The 15396-nt window shown below is 70.6% G+C and carries 16 protein-coding genes; 7 read left to right on the forward strand and 9 right to left on the reverse strand.

Translation table 11 applies throughout. The features are described 5' to 3' along the window. Positions 1-50 precede the first annotated feature (50 nt). The 3 genes from IF28_RS0124640 to IF28_RS0124650 all read right to left on the reverse strand — a co-directional run bounded on the left by IF28_RS0124640 (position 51) and on the right by IF28_RS0124650 (position 2002). A complete protein-coding gene (locus tag IF28_RS0124640; protein ID WP_030224254.1) occupies positions 51-257 on the reverse strand; it encodes a hypothetical protein in 207 nt (68 codons plus the stop codon). A 157-nt stretch (positions 258-414) separates the two neighbouring features. Beyond that, on the reverse strand, positions 415-531 hold the full coding sequence (locus IF28_RS40205) for an SGM_5486 family transporter-associated protein (protein ID WP_267883066.1): 117 nt from the start codon (positions 529-531) through the stop codon (positions 415-417). Positions 532-712: 181 nt separating this feature from the next. Then, on the reverse strand, positions 713-2002 hold the full coding sequence (locus tag IF28_RS0124650; protein WP_420713793.1) for a CynX/NimT family MFS transporter: 1290 nt from the start codon (positions 2000-2002) through the stop codon (positions 713-715). 76 nt (positions 2003-2078) lie between these two features. Between IF28_RS0124650 and IF28_RS0124655 the strand changes: the two genes are divergently transcribed. Beyond that, entirely contained in the window at positions 2079-2771 is a 693-nt protein-coding gene (locus tag IF28_RS0124655; RefSeq protein ID WP_030224260.1) for a FadR/GntR family transcriptional regulator, read from the forward strand. A 54-nt stretch (positions 2772-2825) separates the two neighbouring features. On the opposite strand, the gene fabI is transcribed toward IF28_RS0124655, so the two are convergent. Together fabI and fabG are read right to left on the reverse strand one after the other, a co-directional pair. After that, positions 2826-3593, reverse strand: a complete 768-nt coding sequence (gene fabI, locus IF28_RS0124660) for an enoyl-ACP reductase FabI (RefSeq protein ID WP_030224263.1) — start codon at positions 3591-3593, stop codon at positions 2826-2828. 5 nt (positions 3594-3598) lie between these two features. Continuing rightward, the gene (gene fabG, locus IF28_RS0124665; RefSeq protein ID WP_030224265.1) at positions 3599-4303 is read right to left on the reverse strand and encodes a 3-oxoacyl-[acyl-carrier-protein] reductase; all 705 of its coding nucleotides are present in this window, start codon (positions 4301-4303) and stop codon (positions 3599-3601) included. A gap of 265 nt (positions 4304-4568) precedes the next feature. Here fabG and IF28_RS0124670 point away from each other — a divergent pair, with 265 nt between their 5' ends. The 3 genes from IF28_RS0124670 (at position 4569) to tyrS (ending at position 8818) form a co-directional block, all read left to right on the forward strand. Further along, positions 4569-6092 carry a TldD/PmbA family protein gene (locus tag IF28_RS0124670; protein ID WP_030224267.1) on the forward strand — a complete coding sequence of 508 codons (1524 nt, stop codon included), beginning with the start codon at positions 4569-4571 and terminating at the stop codon, positions 6090-6092. Further along, positions 6089-7483: a metallopeptidase TldD-related protein gene (locus IF28_RS0124675; protein WP_030224271.1), complete on the forward strand. Its 1395-nt coding sequence runs from the start codon at positions 6089-6091 to the stop codon at positions 7481-7483. The genes IF28_RS0124670 and IF28_RS0124675 overlap by 4 nt, the downstream gene beginning before the upstream one ends. A gap of 66 nt (positions 7484-7549) precedes the next feature. After that, positions 7550-8818, forward strand: coding sequence for a tyrosine--tRNA ligase (tyrS, locus tag IF28_RS0124680; protein WP_030224273.1), 1269 nt, complete (start codon positions 7550-7552; stop codon positions 8816-8818). Positions 8819-8895: 77 nt separating this feature from the next. On the opposite strand, the gene IF28_RS0124685 is transcribed toward tyrS, so the two are convergent. Further along, positions 8896-9180, reverse strand: coding sequence for a GlsB/YeaQ/YmgE family stress response membrane protein (locus tag IF28_RS0124685; RefSeq protein WP_030224275.1), 285 nt, complete (start codon positions 9178-9180; stop codon positions 8896-8898). A gap of 244 nt (positions 9181-9424) precedes the next feature. Between IF28_RS0124685 and IF28_RS0124690 the strand changes: the two genes are divergently transcribed. After that, positions 9425-9823, forward strand: a complete 399-nt coding sequence (locus IF28_RS0124690; RefSeq protein ID WP_030224278.1) for a DUF3099 domain-containing protein — start codon at positions 9425-9427, stop codon at positions 9821-9823. 222 nt (positions 9824-10045) lie between these two features. Continuing rightward, positions 10046-10270 carry a hypothetical protein gene (locus tag IF28_RS0124695; protein ID WP_030224281.1) on the forward strand — a complete coding sequence of 75 codons (225 nt, stop codon included), beginning with the start codon at positions 10046-10048 and terminating at the stop codon, positions 10268-10270. A 22-nt stretch (positions 10271-10292) separates the two neighbouring features. On the opposite strand, the gene moaA is transcribed toward IF28_RS0124695, so the two are convergent. The 3 genes from moaA to IF28_RS0124710 form a co-directional block, all read right to left on the reverse strand. Next, on the reverse strand, positions 10293-11282 hold the full coding sequence (gene moaA, locus IF28_RS0124700; RefSeq protein ID WP_030224283.1) for a GTP 3',8-cyclase MoaA: 990 nt from the start codon (positions 11280-11282) through the stop codon (positions 10293-10295). 292 nt (positions 11283-11574) lie between these two features. Continuing rightward, positions 11575-13203, reverse strand: coding sequence for a cation acetate symporter (locus IF28_RS0124705; protein ID WP_030224286.1), 1629 nt, complete (start codon positions 13201-13203; stop codon positions 11575-11577). Then, a complete protein-coding gene (locus IF28_RS0124710; RefSeq protein ID WP_030224288.1) occupies positions 13200-13556 on the reverse strand; it encodes a DUF485 domain-containing protein in 357 nt (118 codons plus the stop codon). Before IF28_RS0124710 ends, IF28_RS0124705 begins: the two co-directional genes overlap by 4 nt. 269 nt (positions 13557-13825) lie before the next feature. Here IF28_RS0124710 and IF28_RS0124715 point away from each other — a divergent pair, with 269 nt between their 5' ends. Further along, entirely contained in the window at positions 13826-15355 is a 1530-nt protein-coding gene (locus tag IF28_RS0124715) for a S8 family serine peptidase (RefSeq protein WP_030224291.1), read from the forward strand. The last annotated feature ends 41 nt before the right edge of the window (positions 15356-15396 follow it).

Here is a 15396-nt window from a genome sequence, read left to right on the forward strand (position 1 = left end):
GCATGAAACAGGCCACGGGGCGCAGGGAGTTGACCGGCGCTTTCGGGGGTTCAGCGGGCTATGAGCCGCTGTGCCCGCTCGACGAGGTGGGTGAGCCCGGGATCGCCCGCCGCCGCGTGGGCCTCGGAGGGGTTGAGGATCAGGGTGAGCAGGGCGACGAACGCGAGGGTGGGGAGGGCCAGGGCCCACCACGGCAGCCGGGTGTCGACGCCGCCCCGGGGGGCCGGGTGGGGCCGGGTGTGCGTGTGCGCCGACATGGGGCCTCCGCTCCCTTGGATGGTGCGTGGGTCGCGTCTCGCGGCCACATCTCGAAGGTACGGATTGTTCGGGGCTCAACCCATCCGGTGATCCACCCACTTGACCCTGAGCCTGGCCCCCTAGGGGATGGGGGTGCTGGCACCACCATGGGGGTTTTCAGGGGGCGAGGATCGTGGCGACCACGCCGATGACGATGAAGATGGCGAAGAAGGCGCCGAAGACCAGGAGCAGCTTCTTCTGGCCGTTCTGGGGGGTGGGGTCTAGGACTGGCATGGGGTCAGTCTCGCATCCGCGCCTGCGGCGGGCTTTCGGGGGTTCACCGGGGGGCGGGGGTGGGGTGACACGGGGGTTTTTCGCCCCCGCCGCCCCTTCCCGTCCCGTCCCTGGGGGCTTCGCCCCCAGAACCCCTTGCGCCCACGCGGCGGAGCCGCAAAGCGGCACAGCTCCGCGCCCCTTACGCGGCTGCCTCGTCCTCTACCGTGCGGGGGCGGCCGGCCAGGATGCCTACTGCCGTTTGCGGGATCATCAGTGCTGCCATCAGGGCTATCGGGAGGCCCCAGCCGCCGCTGTGCTGGTAGAGGACGCCTACCAGGAGGGGGCCGGGGATGGAGATCAGATAGCCGGTGCTCTGGGCGAAGGCCGAGAGCTGGGCCACGCCCGCGCCGGTCCTGGCGCGCATGCCGACCATGGTGAGCGCGAGCGGGAAGGCACAGTTCGCTATGCCGAGCAGCACGGCCCAGGCCCAGGCGCCCTCGGCCGGGGCGAGGTACAGGCCCGCGTAGCCGATGAGGCCGCTGACGCCCAGCGCGAGCACGATCGGGCCCTGGTGGGGCAGCCGGGTGGCGAGGCGCGGGATGACGAAGGCCAGCGGGACGCCCATCACCATGGTGACCGCGAGAAGCAGCCCGGCCTTGCCGGCGGGGACGCCCGAGTCGCGGAAGATCTGCGCCATCCAGCCCATGGTGATGTACGCGGCGGTGGCCTGGAGCCCGAAGAACACGGCCAGCGCCCAGGCCGTACGGCTCCGGGTGATCCGCAGCCGTACCGGCGCCCCGGCGCGGGTGTCCCGCTCCTGCTCCGGCTCCCGGGCCCGCGCGAAGGTCAGCCACGGCAGTACGGCGACGGCCGCCAGGGCCGCCCACACGGCGAGGCCCGACCGCCAGTTCCCGCCGAGCGCGCCGGTCAGCGGCACGGTCACGGCCGCCGCCGAGGCGGTGCCCAGGGCGAGGGCCATGGAGTACAGGCCGGTCATGGAGCCGACCCGGTCGGGGAACCGGCGCTTGACGATGACCGGCATCAGGACGTTGCTGACGGCGATACCCATCAGCGTGAGCGCGGTGGCCGCCAGGAACGCCGCGGTGCCGCCCACGTACGGCCGGATCAGCAGACCGGTGCCGATGGCGGCCATGCCGGCGCAGACCACCGCGCCCGCGCCGAACCGGCGGGCCAGCCGCGGCGCGGTGACGCCGAAGACGGCGAAGCACAGCGGGGGCACGGAGGTGAGCAGCCCGGCCACGCTGCTGCTCATGCCGAGCCCGTCGCGGACCTCCTCGAGCAGCGCGCCCAGGCTGGTGATGGCGGGGCGGAGGTTGAGTGCGGCCAGCACGATACCGAGGACCAGCAGCCGTGTCCGCCACGCGCGCGTGGGCCCGGTCCCGGCGGTCGTCCGGACTTCGGGAGCGGTCGGCGTACGTACGGTCGTGGACGTGAGCGTCCGGGTTTCCTGGCGAGCCATGCCGCCCATCATAGAATCATGGGATGATTGGTTGTCCATGCCGAGGTCGCCGTGCCGCGGCGCCGCTGTCGTGCGAAGGTGTGCCATGTCATTGAGCCATCCCCGTCGTTCGGCCCTGTCCGAGCAGGTCATCGCCGCGCTGCGGGCCGAGATCACGTCGGGCGAGTGGCCGGTCGGCGCGCGCATCCCCACCGAGCCGGAACTCGTCGAGCAGCTGGGTGTGGCGCGTAACACGGTCCGTGAGGCCGTCCGCGCGCTGGCGCACAACGGGCTGCTGGACATCCGCCAGGGCTCGGGCACGTATGTCGTGGCCACGAGCGAGCTGGCCGGTGTGATGCAGCGCCGCTTCGCCGGCGCGGACCCCCGGCACATCGCCGAGCTGCGCTCGACGCTGGAGTCGGCGGCCGCGCGGCTGGCCGCCGAGCGGCGGACGGAGAAGGACCTCAAGCAGATCGACACCCTGCTGCTGCGCCGGGAGGAGGCCTGGGAGTCGGGTGAGGCGGAGGCGTTCGTGGCGGCGGACGCGACGTTCCATCTGGCGGTCGTGGCCGCCTCGCACAACGACGTGATGACCGCGATGTACGCGGATCTGAGCGAGGTGCTGCGGGACTGGCTGCGCGGTGACATGGACCGGGGCATGTCCCCCGAGGCGCACATGGACCACGGCCGGCTGGTGGACGCGATCCGCGCGGGTGACGCGGCGAAGGCGGCCGAGGAGGCCGCCGCCTATCCGTTCATGTGCCGTCCGGGGCTGTTCGGTCCGCCCTCCGACGGCTGACACGCGCGAAGGCCCGCGTCCCGGAGGGGACGCGGGCCTTCGGCGGTGCGTTCGTCAGGCGCCGATGGCGTGCAGACCGCCGTCGACGTGGACGATCTCGCCCGTGGTCTTCGGGAACCAGTCGCTGAGCAGCGCGACGATGCCCCGGCCGGCCGGCTCCGGGTCCTTCAGGTCCCACTCCAGCGGCGCACGGGTGTCCCACACCGAGGCCAGCTCGCCGAAGCCCGGGATGGACTTGGCGGCCATGGAGCCGATGGGGCCCGCCGAGACCAGGTTGCAGCGGATGTTCTGCTTGCCGAGGTCACGGGCCATGTAGCGGCTGGTGGCCTCCAGGGCCGCCTTCGCGGGGCCCATCCAGTCGTACTGCGGCCACGCGTACTGCGCGTCGAAGGTGAGGCCGACGACGGAGCCGCCGTTCTGCATCAGCGGCAGGCAGGCCATGGTCAGCGACTTCAGGGAGTACGCCGAGACGTGCATCGCGGTGGCGACCGACTCGAACGGCGTGTTGAGGAAGTTGCCGCCGAGCGCGTCCTGCGGCGCGAAGCCGATGGAGTGCACGACGCCGTCGAGGCCGCCCAGCTCCTCGCCGACGACGTCGGCCAGGCGGCCGAGGTGCTCGTCGTTGGTGACGTCCAGCTCGATGACCTTGGTGGGCTTGGGCAGCTTCTTGGCGATGCGCTCGGTCAGCGTGGGCCGCGGGAAGGCGGTCAGGATGATCTCGGCACCCTGCTCCTGGGCCAGCTTGGCGGCGTGGAAGGCGATGGAGGACTCCATCAGCACACCGGTGATCAGGACGCGCTTGCCCTCGAGGATTCCGCTCATGTCGTTCAGTGACCCATTCCCAGTCCGCCGTCAACGGGAATGACGGCTCCAGTGATGTACGAGGCGTCGTCCGAGGCGAGGAACCGCACGGTCGCGGCGATCTCCTCGGGCCGCGCGTACCGGGCGAGCGGTACCTGCGCGAGGATCTTCGTCTGCTGTTCCTCGCTGAGCTCCCGGGTCATGTCGGTGTCGACGAAACCGGGCGCGACGACGTTGAAGGTGATGTTGCGCGATCCCAGCTCACGGGCGAGGGAGCGGGCGAATCCGACCATCGCGGCCTTGGAGGCGGCGTAGTTCGCCTGCCCCGCGGAGCCGAGCAGTCCGACCACCGAGGAGATCAGGACGACGCGGCCCTTCTTGGCGCGCAGCATGGCGCGGTTGGCACGCTTGACGACCCGGAAGGTGCCGGTGAGGTTGGTCTCGACGACCGAGGTGAAGTCCTCCTCGGACATCCGCATCAACAACTGGTCCTTGTTGATGCCGGCGTTGGCGATCAGGACCTCGACGGGGCCGTGGGCCTCCTCGATCTCCTTGTAGGCCTGCTCCACCTGCTCGGTGTCGGTGATGTCGCACTTGACGGCGAGGAGGCCCTGCGGCGGCTCGCCCGAGCGGTATGTGATGGCGACCTTGTCGCCGGCGTCGGCGAACGCGCGGGCGATGGCGAGGCCGATGCCCCGGTTGCCTCCGGTGACGAGAACCGAGCGGCTCAACGGATCACCCTTTCGATAGCGGTCTGGTGCACCGCCCGGACACCTGGATGACAGGCGGCTACACCGAAAACCTATCGGTCCCGGCCCCTCCCGGGACATTGGGGCACCGACAGTGGCTCACGGGAGTCACTGTCGGGTCCCTACAGAAAGCTCCGGGCTCGCGTCGGAAAGATGTGGTCCGGCACCGGCCGACGCGACATGATGCGCAGCGACGACCGAGCAGTACCGGAAACCGACCATCGAATGCCGACAGGAAGAGACGTAGGTGCCTCATAGCATTGACGAAGCCTTCACGGCCCTGCCCCTGCGCCCCCTCGCCGACGCCGCGCTGGCCCGCGCGCGGGCGCTCGGGGCCGAGCACGCGGACTTTCGCCTGGAGCGGGTGCGCAGTGCGTCCTGGCGGTTCCGGGACGCGAAGCCGGCCGGGTCGTCGGACACCACCGACCTCGGGTACGCGGTGCGGGTGGTGCACGGCGGGACCTGGGGGTTCGCGTCCGGGGTGGATCTGACCCTGGACGCGGCCGCCAGGGTGGCCTCGCAGGCCGTGGCGATGGCGAAGCTGTCCGCGCAGGTGATCCGGGCGGCCGGGTCGGACGAGAGGGTGGAGCTGGCCGGCGAGCCGGTGCACTCCGAGAAGACGTGGGTGTCGTCGTACGACATCGATCCGTTCGCCGTGCCCGACGAGGAGAAGGCCGGGCTGCTGGCCGAGTGGAGCGCGCGGCTGCTGGCGGCGAACGGGGTGGATCATGTCGACGCCTCGCTGCTCACCGTGCACGAGAACAAGTTCTACGCCGACACCGCCGGGACCGTGACCACCCAGCAGCGGGTCAGGCTGCACCCGGCGTTCACGGCCGTGTCGGTCGACGGCTCCAGCGGCGAGTTCGACTCCATGCGCACGGTCGCGCCGCCCGTGGGCCGGGGCTGGGAGTATCTGACGGGCACCGGCTGGGACTGGGACGACGAGCTGGAGCGGATTCCGGAGCTGCTCGCCGAGAAGATGCGGGCGCCGAGTGTCGATCCGGGGCTGTACGACCTGGTGGTGGACCCGTCCAACCTGTGGCTGACGATCCACGAGTCGATCGGGCACGCCACCGAGCTGGACCGTGCGCTGGGCTACGAGGCGGCGTACGCGGGGACGTCGTTCGCCACCTTCGACCGGCTGGGCAAGCTGAAGTACGGCTCCGAGCTGATGAATGTCACGGGTGACCGCACCGCCGAGCACGGGCTGGCCACGGTGGGCTACGACGACGAGGGCGTCGAGGCGCAGTCGTGGGACCTGGTGAAGGACGGCACGCTGGTCGGTTACCAGCTGGACCGGCGGATCGCGAGGCTGACCGGGTTCGAGCGGTCCAACGGGTGCGCGTTCGCGGACTCCCCCGGGCATGTGCCGGTGCAGCGGATGGCGAATGTGTCGCTGGCGCCTGATCCGGCGGGGATGTCGACGGAGGACCTGATCGGGGGCGTGGACCGGGGCATCTATGTCGTCGGGGACCGGTCGTGGTCGATCGACATGCAGCGGTACAACTTCCAGTTCACCGGGCAGCGCTTCTACCGGATCGAGAACGGGCGGCTGGCGGGGCAGTTGCGGGACGTCGCCTACCAGGCCACGACCACGGACTTCTGGGGTTCCATGGCGGCGGTCGGCGGCCCGCAGACGTATGTGCTGGGCGGTGCCTTCAACTGCGGCAAGGCCCAGCCGGGACAGGTCGCCGCGGTCTCGCACGGCTGCCCGTCCGCCCTGTTCAAGGGAGTCAACATCCTCAACACCACGCAGGAGGCCGGGCGATGAGCGCGCGCACCAGTAAGCCGTACGAGATCGTCGAGCGCGCTCTCGAACTGTCCCGGGCCGACGGGTGTGTCGTGATCGCCGACGAGGAGTCCAGCGCCAATCTGCGCTGGGCGGGCAACGCGCTCACCACGAACGGTGTCACGCGCGGGCGCACGCTCACCGTGATCGCGACGGTGGACGGGGCGCGGGGTACGGCGTCCGGGGTGGTGTCGCGGTCCGCGGTGACCGTGGACGAGCTGGAGCCGCTGGTGCGGGCCGCCGAGGCCGCCGCGCGGGGTGCGGGTCCGGCGGAGGACGCGCAGCCGCTGGTCACGGGGGTGGCCCCGGCGCCGGAGTTCACGCAGGCGCCGGCCGAGACGTCGTCGGCCGTGTTCGCCGACTTCGCGCCGGCGCTGGGTGAGGCGTTCGCCCGCGCGCGGGCCGGCGGCCGGGAGCTGTACGGCTTCGCCAACCACGAGATGGTCTCCAGCTACCTCGGTACGTCGGCGGGGCTGCGGCTGCGGCACGACCAGCCGAACGGCACGCTGGAGCTGAACGCCAAGTCACCGGACCGTACGCGCTCGGCGTGGGCGGGGCGTTCCACGCGGGACTTCAAGGACGTGGACCCGGCGGCGCTCGACGCGGAGCTGGCCGTACGTCTGGGCTGGGCCGAGCGGCGGCTCGAGCTGCCCGCGGGCCGGTACGAGACGCTGCTGCCGCCGACGGCGGTGGCGGACCTGCTGATCTACCAGCTGTGGTCGGCGTCGGGGCGGGACGCGGCGGAGGGCCGCACGGTGTTCTCCAAGCCGGGCGGCGGCACCCGGGTCGGCGAGAGGCTGTCCGAGCTGCCGCTGACCCTGCGCAGCGACCCGGGCGAGCCGGGCCTGGAGTCGGCGCCGTTCGTGCTCGCGCACTCCTCCGGCGGGGACCAGTCGGTGTTCGACAACGGGCTGCCGCTGGAGGCCACGGAGTGGGTCCGCGAGGGCGAGCTGAACCGGCTGACGACCAGCAGGCACGGCGCGGGCCTGACCGGGCTGCCGGTGGCACCCGGGATCGACAACCTGATCCTGGACGGCGGCGGCGACCGGTCCCTGGAGGACATGGTCGCGGCCACGGAGCGCGGTCTGCTGCTGACCTGCCTCTGGTACATCCGCGAGGTGGATCCGGCGACGCTGCTGCTCACGGGGCTGACCCGGGACGGGGTGTACCTGGTCGAGAACGGCGAGGTCACCGGGGAGGTCAACAACTTCCGGTTCAACGAGTCCCCGGTGGACCTGCTCGGCCGGGCGGCGGAGGCGGGCCGTACGGAGAAGACGCTGCCCAGGGAGTGGGGCGACTGGTTCACCAGGGCGGCGATGCCCGCGCTGCGGGTCCCCGATTTCAATATGAGCTCTGTCAGCCAGGGCGTATAACCTCGTAGGCGTTCACAACCGGCCGTCACCCGACCGGCCGAGGATCATCGAGGAGACACGAGAACCGTGACGGACATCGTCGACGAGCTGAAGTGGCGCGGGCTGTTCGCCCAGTCCACCGACGAGGACGCTTTGCGCAAGGCGCTCGCGGACGGTCCCGTCACGTTCTATTGCGGCTTCGACCCGACCGCGCCGTCGCTGCACGTGGGGCATCTGGTGCAGGTGCTCACCCTGCGCCGGCTCCAGCAGGCCGGTCACCGGCCGCTGGCGCTGGTCGGCGGGGCCACGGGCCAGATCGGCGACCCCCGCCCGACCGCTGAGCGCACGCTGAACCCCCCGGAGACCGTCGCGGGCTGGGTCGAGCGGCTGCGTGGCCAGATCGAGCCGTTCCTGGCCTTCGAGGGCGAGAACGCGGCCACGATGGTCAACAACCTCGACTGGACGCAGAACCTCTCCGCGATCGAGTTCCTGCGGGACATCGGCAAGCACTTCCGCGTCAACAAGATGCTGACCAAGGACTCCGTCGCCCGGCGCCTCGAGTCCTCCGAGGGCATCAGCTACACGGAGTTCAGCTACCAGCTGCTGCAGGCGATGGACTTCCTCCAGCTGTACCGGCGCTACGGCTGCACGATGCAGCAGGGCGGCAGCGACCAGTGGGGCAACCTCACGGCGGGTCTCGACCTGCTGCACCGGCTGGAGCCGGACGCCACGGCGCACGCCTACGCCACGCCGCTGATGACGAAGGCGGACGGCACCAAGTTCGGCAAGACCGAGGGCGGGGCCGTCTGGCTCGACCCGGAGATGACGACGCCGTACGCGTTCTACCAGTTCTGGCTGAACACGGACGACCGGGACATCTCCGGCTACCTGCGGATCCTGTCGTTCCGGTCCCGTGCGGAGCTGGAGGAGCTGGAGCGGCAGACCGAGGAGCGTCCGCAGGCCCGGGCCGCGCAGCGCGCGCTGGCGGAGGAGCTGACGACGCTGGTGCACGGCGCCGGGCAGACGGCCGCCGTGATCGCCGCGTCCAAGGCCCTCTTCGGCCAGGGCGAGCTGGGCGAGCTGGACGACCGCACGCTGGCGACGGCGCTCTCCGAGCTGCCGCACGCCAAGGTGACCGAGCTGGGTCCGGTGGTCGACCTGCTCGCCGAGGTCGGCCTGGTGCCGAGCAAATCCGCCGCGCGGCGCACGGTGAAGGAGGGCGGCGCCTACGTGAACAACGTCAAGGTCACCGCCGAGGACGCCGTCCCCGCGAAGGAGGATCTGCTGCACGGGCGCTGGCTGGTGTTGCGCCGGGGCAAGAAGAACCTGGCGGCGGTGGAGGTCACGGCCGGCTGAGCCGGTGGCCCGTACGGGCCCGGGGGCGGTTTCCGGCGCATGCCGGGGACCGCCCCTCTGTCACCGTACGGCGGGGGTCAGACCCGCTGCCCCTCGTGCTTCCTGCGCTTCATCGCGGTGTACAGCATCTCCGCGAGCAGGACGACGACGATGGCCGCGCCCAGCTGGAAGATGTGCCGGCCCCAGTCGATGCCCCGGGTCTCCTCGATACCGAAGCCCCGTGCGATGGCGTTGCCCACGACGGCGCCGATCATGCCGCAGATGGTGGCCAGCCACAGTGGGATGTGCTGCTTGCCGGGGATCACCGCCTTCGCGATCAGACCGAGCACGAATCCCACGATGATCGCCCACAACCAGCCCATGGCTGCCTCCTCGTACCGCTTGACGCGAGCATTACGGACAGTGTCGGCCGGTACGCCGTACGCCGCATGTCGGGCATGCCGTACGCGCTACGGCGCAGCCGGGGCGGTGCCCGGCCGGGGTGACCCGCTCTCGTCGCGCACCCGGGTGCGGCGTAACGTGGACATGTCCGGAACCGGTGTCACGGAACGGCGCTCCGGCCGGTCAGGTACGGGGAAGGTCCGAGCGGGCGGATGGTGGAATGTGATGCGGAAGCAGCATGGCGGCGGCAGCGTCCAGGTGTTCCGGATCACCGGTGCCCGGGCGGGTCTCCATGACGATGTGCGGGCGCGGCAGCGCCGGTATGTGATCTCGATGGCCGTCCGTACGATCTCGGTCATCCTCGCGGCGACGCTCTGGAACGTGGAGAGGCACGTTGCGATCGTGGCGCTGGTGCTCGGTGCGGTACTGCCGTACATCGCGGTGGTGATCGCCAACGCCGGGCGCGAGAACGCGCCGTCGCTGCCGTCGACGTTCGTGACGGCGCCGATGAAGCCGATGATCACGCCGCCGCGGACGAATGACGGTTCCGCGGAATCCGATGCGGAAGATGTCGCGTCACAGGCGGCGCGGGGCACAGGAACGGAGCGTTCCGAACGGGCGTGAGGATCGGGGGGTGGGGGGTGGCGGCCTCAAGCGGAAGACACTTCCCCGCCAAGCTCAATAAAACCTCAGATCAATCATGTTGTTCCGGTGCCGGGGGCGGGGTGACCCATGACATACTTCGTACGCGCTCCGCATCCCCCGTCGGAGCGACGGACCGACGCCGGGCAGCTCCCCCCGTGGCTGCTCGGCGTCGCCATTTCCGGGCGGGTTAGGGTCACTGGCGTGACGCTTTCTGATTCCGAGACGCCTGTCTGTTCCGCGAAGGGGTGCCGTGCGGCGGCCGTGTGGGTACTCGCGTGGAACAACCCCAAGGTTCATACGCCCGAGCGGCGCAAGACGTGGATCGCGTGCGAGGAGCACCGGGAGCACTTGTCCCAGTTCCTGGGGGTTCGGGGGTTCTTGAAGGACGTCGTCCTTCTGGAGGACTGGGAGACTCCGGGGGTTTGATCTCCGTCCGACTAGCGGCCGGCTAGCCGCCGATCGCCGACATGGGCCTGTCCGGCTGGACGAAGGTCGGGTCGTCCAGGCCTGCTCCTGCCTTCTTGCCCCACATCGCCAGTTTCCAGATGCGGGCTATCTCCTCGTCGGGGGCGTTCGAGCGGAGGGCGGCGCGGAGGTCGGTCTCCTCGGTGGCGAAGAGGCAGGTGCGGATCTGGCCGTCGGCCGTCAGGCGGGTGCGGTCGCAGGCCGCGCAGAACGGGCGGGTGACGGAGGCGATGACGCCCACGCGGTGCGGGCCGCCGTCGACGAGCCAGCGCTCGGCCGGGGCGGAGCCGCGGGCCTCGTCGCCCTCGGGGGTCAGCTCGAAGCGGGTGCGCAGGGACGTCAGGATGTCCCCGGCGGTGATCATGCCGTCGCGCTTCCAGCCGTGCTGGGCGTCCAGGGGCATCTGCTCGATGAAGCGCAGCTCGTAGTCGTGCTCCACGGCCCAGGCGAGGAGGTCGGGGGCCTCGTCGTCGTTGAGCCCCGGCATCAGGACCGAGTTGACCTTCACCGGGGTCAGTCCGGCCTCGCGGGCCGCGTACAGGCCGTCCAGGACGTCCTGGTGGCGGTTGCGGCGGGTGAGGGTCTTGAAGACGTCAGGGCGGAGCGTGTCCAGCGAGACGTTGACCCGGTCCAGGCCCGCCGCCTTCAGGGCGGCCGCGGTGCGCCGCAGGCCGATGCCGTTGGTGGTGAGGGACATCTGCGGGCGGGGTTCCAGTGCGGCGACCCGCTCGACGATGCCGACCAGCCCGGGGCGCAGCAGCGGTTCACCGCCGGTGAAGCGGACCTCCTCGATACCGAGGGAGGTGACGGCGATGCCGACGAGGCGGACGATCTCGTCGTCGGTGAGCAGGTCGGGCTTGGCCAGCCACTGCAGGCCTTCCTCGGGCATGCAGTAGGTACAGCGCAGATTGCAGCGGTCGGTGAGCGAGACCCTCAGATCGGTGGCCACTCGGCCGTAGGTGTCGATGAGCACGTGGGCCCCCTCCCTCGACGCGGATCACTCGTGCCCGGCTCCTCCGAGCCTACGTGACGCCACCGACAACCCCCAGGGAGCCTCGGCCCTCTCGTCGCATTCCCGTCGTCCGCCCGGAGGGCGGGCCGTGCGGCGAGTGGGGGCGCCTCCCGCGCCCCAGGGGCCGCGCGGGAGCCGCATGACGTCGCGCGGCAGGCCGGAAAGTGACGGCGGGGCCCACGTCCCGGGATGCGGAACGGCCGCGTCGTACGACCGGAGAAGGGTCGTACGACGCGGCCGTCGCGGGTGTGGGTCAGTGGGCGCCGGTGCCGGTCAGGGAGCGGACCTCCAGTTCCGCGTACTTCTTGGCGTCGGGCTCCTCCTTCGACAGGACGGTGCCGAGCCAGCCCATCGCGAAGCCGAACGGGATGGAGATGATGCCCGGGTTTTTCAGCGGGAACCAGGCGAAGTCGACGTCCGGGAACATCGCCTTGGGGTCGCCGGAGACGACGGGCGAGAACAGCACCAGGCCGACGGCGACGATCAGACCGCCGTAGATCGACCACAGCGCGCCCTGGGTGGTGAACCGCTTCCAGAACAGGCTGTAGAGGATGGTCGGCAGGTTGGCGGAGGCGGCGACCGCGAAGGCCAGCGCGACCAGGCCGGCCACGTTCAGGTCGCGGGCGAGGGCGCCGAGCGCGATGGAGACGACGCCGATGGCGACGGTCGCCCAGCGGGCCGCCCGCATCTCCTCCTTCTCGGTGGCCTGCCCCTTGCGGATGACATTGGCGTAGATGTCGTGCGCGAAGGAGGACGACGAGGCCAGGGTGAGACCCGCGACCACGGCGAGGATCGTCGCGAAGGCGACCGCCGAGATGGTGGCCAGCAGGATCGCGCCCCAGGCGGAGTCGACGCCGCCCAGGTGCAGGGCGAGCAGCGGGGCTGCCGTGTTGCCGGACGGGTTGGACGCGATGATCTCGTCCTGGGAGATCAGTGCCGCCGCGCCGAAGCCGAGGGCGATGGTCATCAGGTAGAAGCCGCCGATGATGCCGATGGCCCAGTTCACGGACTTACGGGCGGCCTTGGCGTTGGGCACGGTGTAGAAGCGGATCAGGATGTGCGGCAGGCCCGCGGTGCCGAGCACCAGGGCGATGCCGAGGGAGATGAAGTCCAGCTTGGTGGTTCCGTCGGCGCCGTACTGGAGGCCGGGCTCGAGGAAGGCGTCGCCCTTGCCGCTGTTCTCCGCGGCGCTGCCCAGCAGGTCGGAGATGTTGAAGTTGAACTTCAGCAGCACCAGGAAGGTGATCAGGATGGTGCCGCCGATGAGCAGGACGGCCTTGACCATCTGGACCCAGGTGGTGCCCTTCATGCCGCCGATGGAGACGTACACGATCATCAGGACGCCGACGAGGGCGACGATGAGGATCTTGCCGGCGTCGGAGGTGATGCCGAGCAGCAGCGAGACGAGGACGCCCGCGCCCGCCATCTGGGCCAGCAGGTAGAAGATCGACACGACGATGGTGGAGGTGCCGGCGGCGGTGCGCACGGGGCGCTGGCGCATGCGGTAGGCGAGGACGTCGCCCATCGTGTAGCGGCCGGAGTTCCGCAGCGGTTCGGCGACCAGCAGCAGGGCGACCAGCCAGGCGACCAGGAAGCCGATGGAGTACAGGAAGCCGTCGTAGCCGAAGAGGGCGATGGCGCCGGCGATGCCGAGGAAGGACGCGGCCGACATGTAGTCGCCGGAGACCGCGAGTCCGTTCTGGAAGGCGCTGAACTGCCGGCCGCCCGCGTAGAAGTCGGCGGCGTCCTTGGTCTGCCGTCCGGCCCAGACGGTGATGCCGAGGGTGGCGAGGACGAACAGCGCGAACAGGGTGATGATCAGCGTGCGGTGTTCGCTGGCCTCGTTCGCCGCGAGCGTGACATGGGTGATCGCGGGGCTCATGCGCCGCCCTCCATACGGGTCTTGATGGCCTCGGCCTTGGGGTCGAGCTTGGTGGCGGCGTGCCGGGAGTACCACCATGCGATGAGGAACGTGGTGACGAACTGCAGGACGCCGAAGACGAAGGCGACGTTGATGTTGCCGAACAGCTTGGTGCCCATGAAGCCGCCCGCGTAGTTGGAGAGCAGGACGTACAGCAGGTACCAGGCCGTGAAGGCGATCGTCAGCGGGAAGGCGAAGGAGCGGTGGGAGCGGCGCAGTTCACCGAACTCCGCGCTCTCCTGCACCTCGGTGAACTCCTCGGGAGTGGGGAGTTTGGGTTGTTCTGTCGAGGGGGGCGGTGCTTCGGCGGCCACGGAGTCTCCTCGCGGTGCGGTTGGTACGGGCGGGGACGAAAGGCGAGTGTCCTCGCGCTTCCTGCCCAAGGGCACGGCGCCACGCGAGGACCGGTTCAACCGGTCGGCCCATTCTTTTCCCCTGCCGTTTTCCGAAGACGTTCCCGGCAAAACATTGCTGGCCAGCGAGAGCGCGGGATAACTTCACCCTGCACCACCCCGTCATGTACCTGCCCGAGCACCACCCTTGTGCCTCGGGCGGTTTCGTTTCCGGATGATGTGGAGACCCCATGGCTCATCTGCGTTCCAGACGCCGGCTCGCTCTCGCCGTGCCCGTCGTACTGTCGCTGACCGCCTCGCTCGGCTTCCTGCCGGCGGCGGCCTCGGCGGCCCCGCGGACGGTGACGGCCGAGCAGGCGACAGACGCGCCCGCCCTGGCGTATGTCGTCAACACCAAGGCGGACCGTCGCACGATCGCGTCGGTCGAGCGGGCGATCGCCGCGGCCGGTGGCAAGGTCGTCGTGACGCACGACCGGATCGGCGTGATCGTCGTCCACTCGGCCAACCCGGACTTCGGCAAGGAGATCCGCAGGGCCCGCGGTGTGCAGTCCGCCGGCGCCACCCGCACCGCGCCGCTGACCGCGGCCGGAACGACGGACGAGGGCGCCGCCAACTTCGTCACGGCCGCCGAGGCCGCGCGGACCAAGGCCGTCTCCGCGAAGACGCCGGGCAGCGAGCCGCTCGAGGCCGACCAGTGGGACCTGCGGGCGATCGGCGCCGACAAGGCCGCGAAGATCAACGACGGCAGCCGGAAGGTGACCGTCGCCGTCATCGACACCGGCGTCGACGACACCCACCCGGACCTCGCCCCGAACTTCTCCGCCGCGCAGTCGGCCAACTGCGTCGGCGGCAAGGCGGACACCGGCGAGGGCGCCTGGCGTCCGTACACGGCCGACGACTACCACGGCACCCATGTGGCCGGTGAGATCGCCGCGGCCCGCAACGGAATCGGCGTCGCCGGTGTGGCACCCGGCGTGAAGGTGGCCGGCATCAAGGTCAGCGACCCGGACAACGGGCTGTTCTACCCGGAGAACGTCGTCTGCGCGTTCGTGTTCGCCGCCGACCACGGCGTGGAGATCACCAACAACAGCTACTACGTCGACCCGTGGCTCTACAACTGCATGGACGACCCGGACCAGAGGGCGATCGTCGACGCGGTCAACCGTGCCCAGCTGTACGCGCAGCGGAAGGGCACGCTGCACCTGGCCTCGGCCGGCAACTCCAACCACGACCTGGCCTCCGACGCCATCGTGGACGACTCCAGCCCGAACGACACCACGCCGGGGACGCGCACCATCGACCCGAGCGAGTGCTTCGACGTGCCGACCCAGCTGCCCGGTGTCGTCACGGTCAGCGCGACGGGCGTCCAGAACCTCAAGTCGTACTACTCCACGTACGGCAAGGGTGTCGTCGACGTCGCGGCGCCGGGCGGCGACCGCCGCTACCAGCTGCCGGACACGCCGTCGAAGGACGGCCGCATCCTGTCGACCATGCCGAACGGCGAGTACGCCTGGCTGCAGGGCACCTCGATGGCCTCCCCGCACGCCGCCGGTGTCGCCGCCCTGCTGAAGTCCAAGCACCCGTGGGCCTCCCCCGCCCAGTTGCAGGCGCTGCTGAAGGCCCAGGCGGACAACCCGGGCTGCCCCGAGTCGTACGACCAGGACGGCGACGGCGTGCAGGACGCGACCTGCGAGGGCGGCAGCCGGGTCAACGGCTTCTACGGCTTCGGCGTCGTCGACGCGCTGCGCGCGGTCAAGTGACCGGCGCGGCACCGCACTTCCCTTCCGCCCGCTCCACACGC

Source organism: Streptomyces sp. NRRL WC-3626 (assembly GCF_000718785.1).
GTDB classification, from domain to species: domain Bacteria; phylum Actinomycetota; class Actinomycetes; order Streptomycetales; family Streptomycetaceae; genus Streptomyces; species Streptomyces edwardsiae.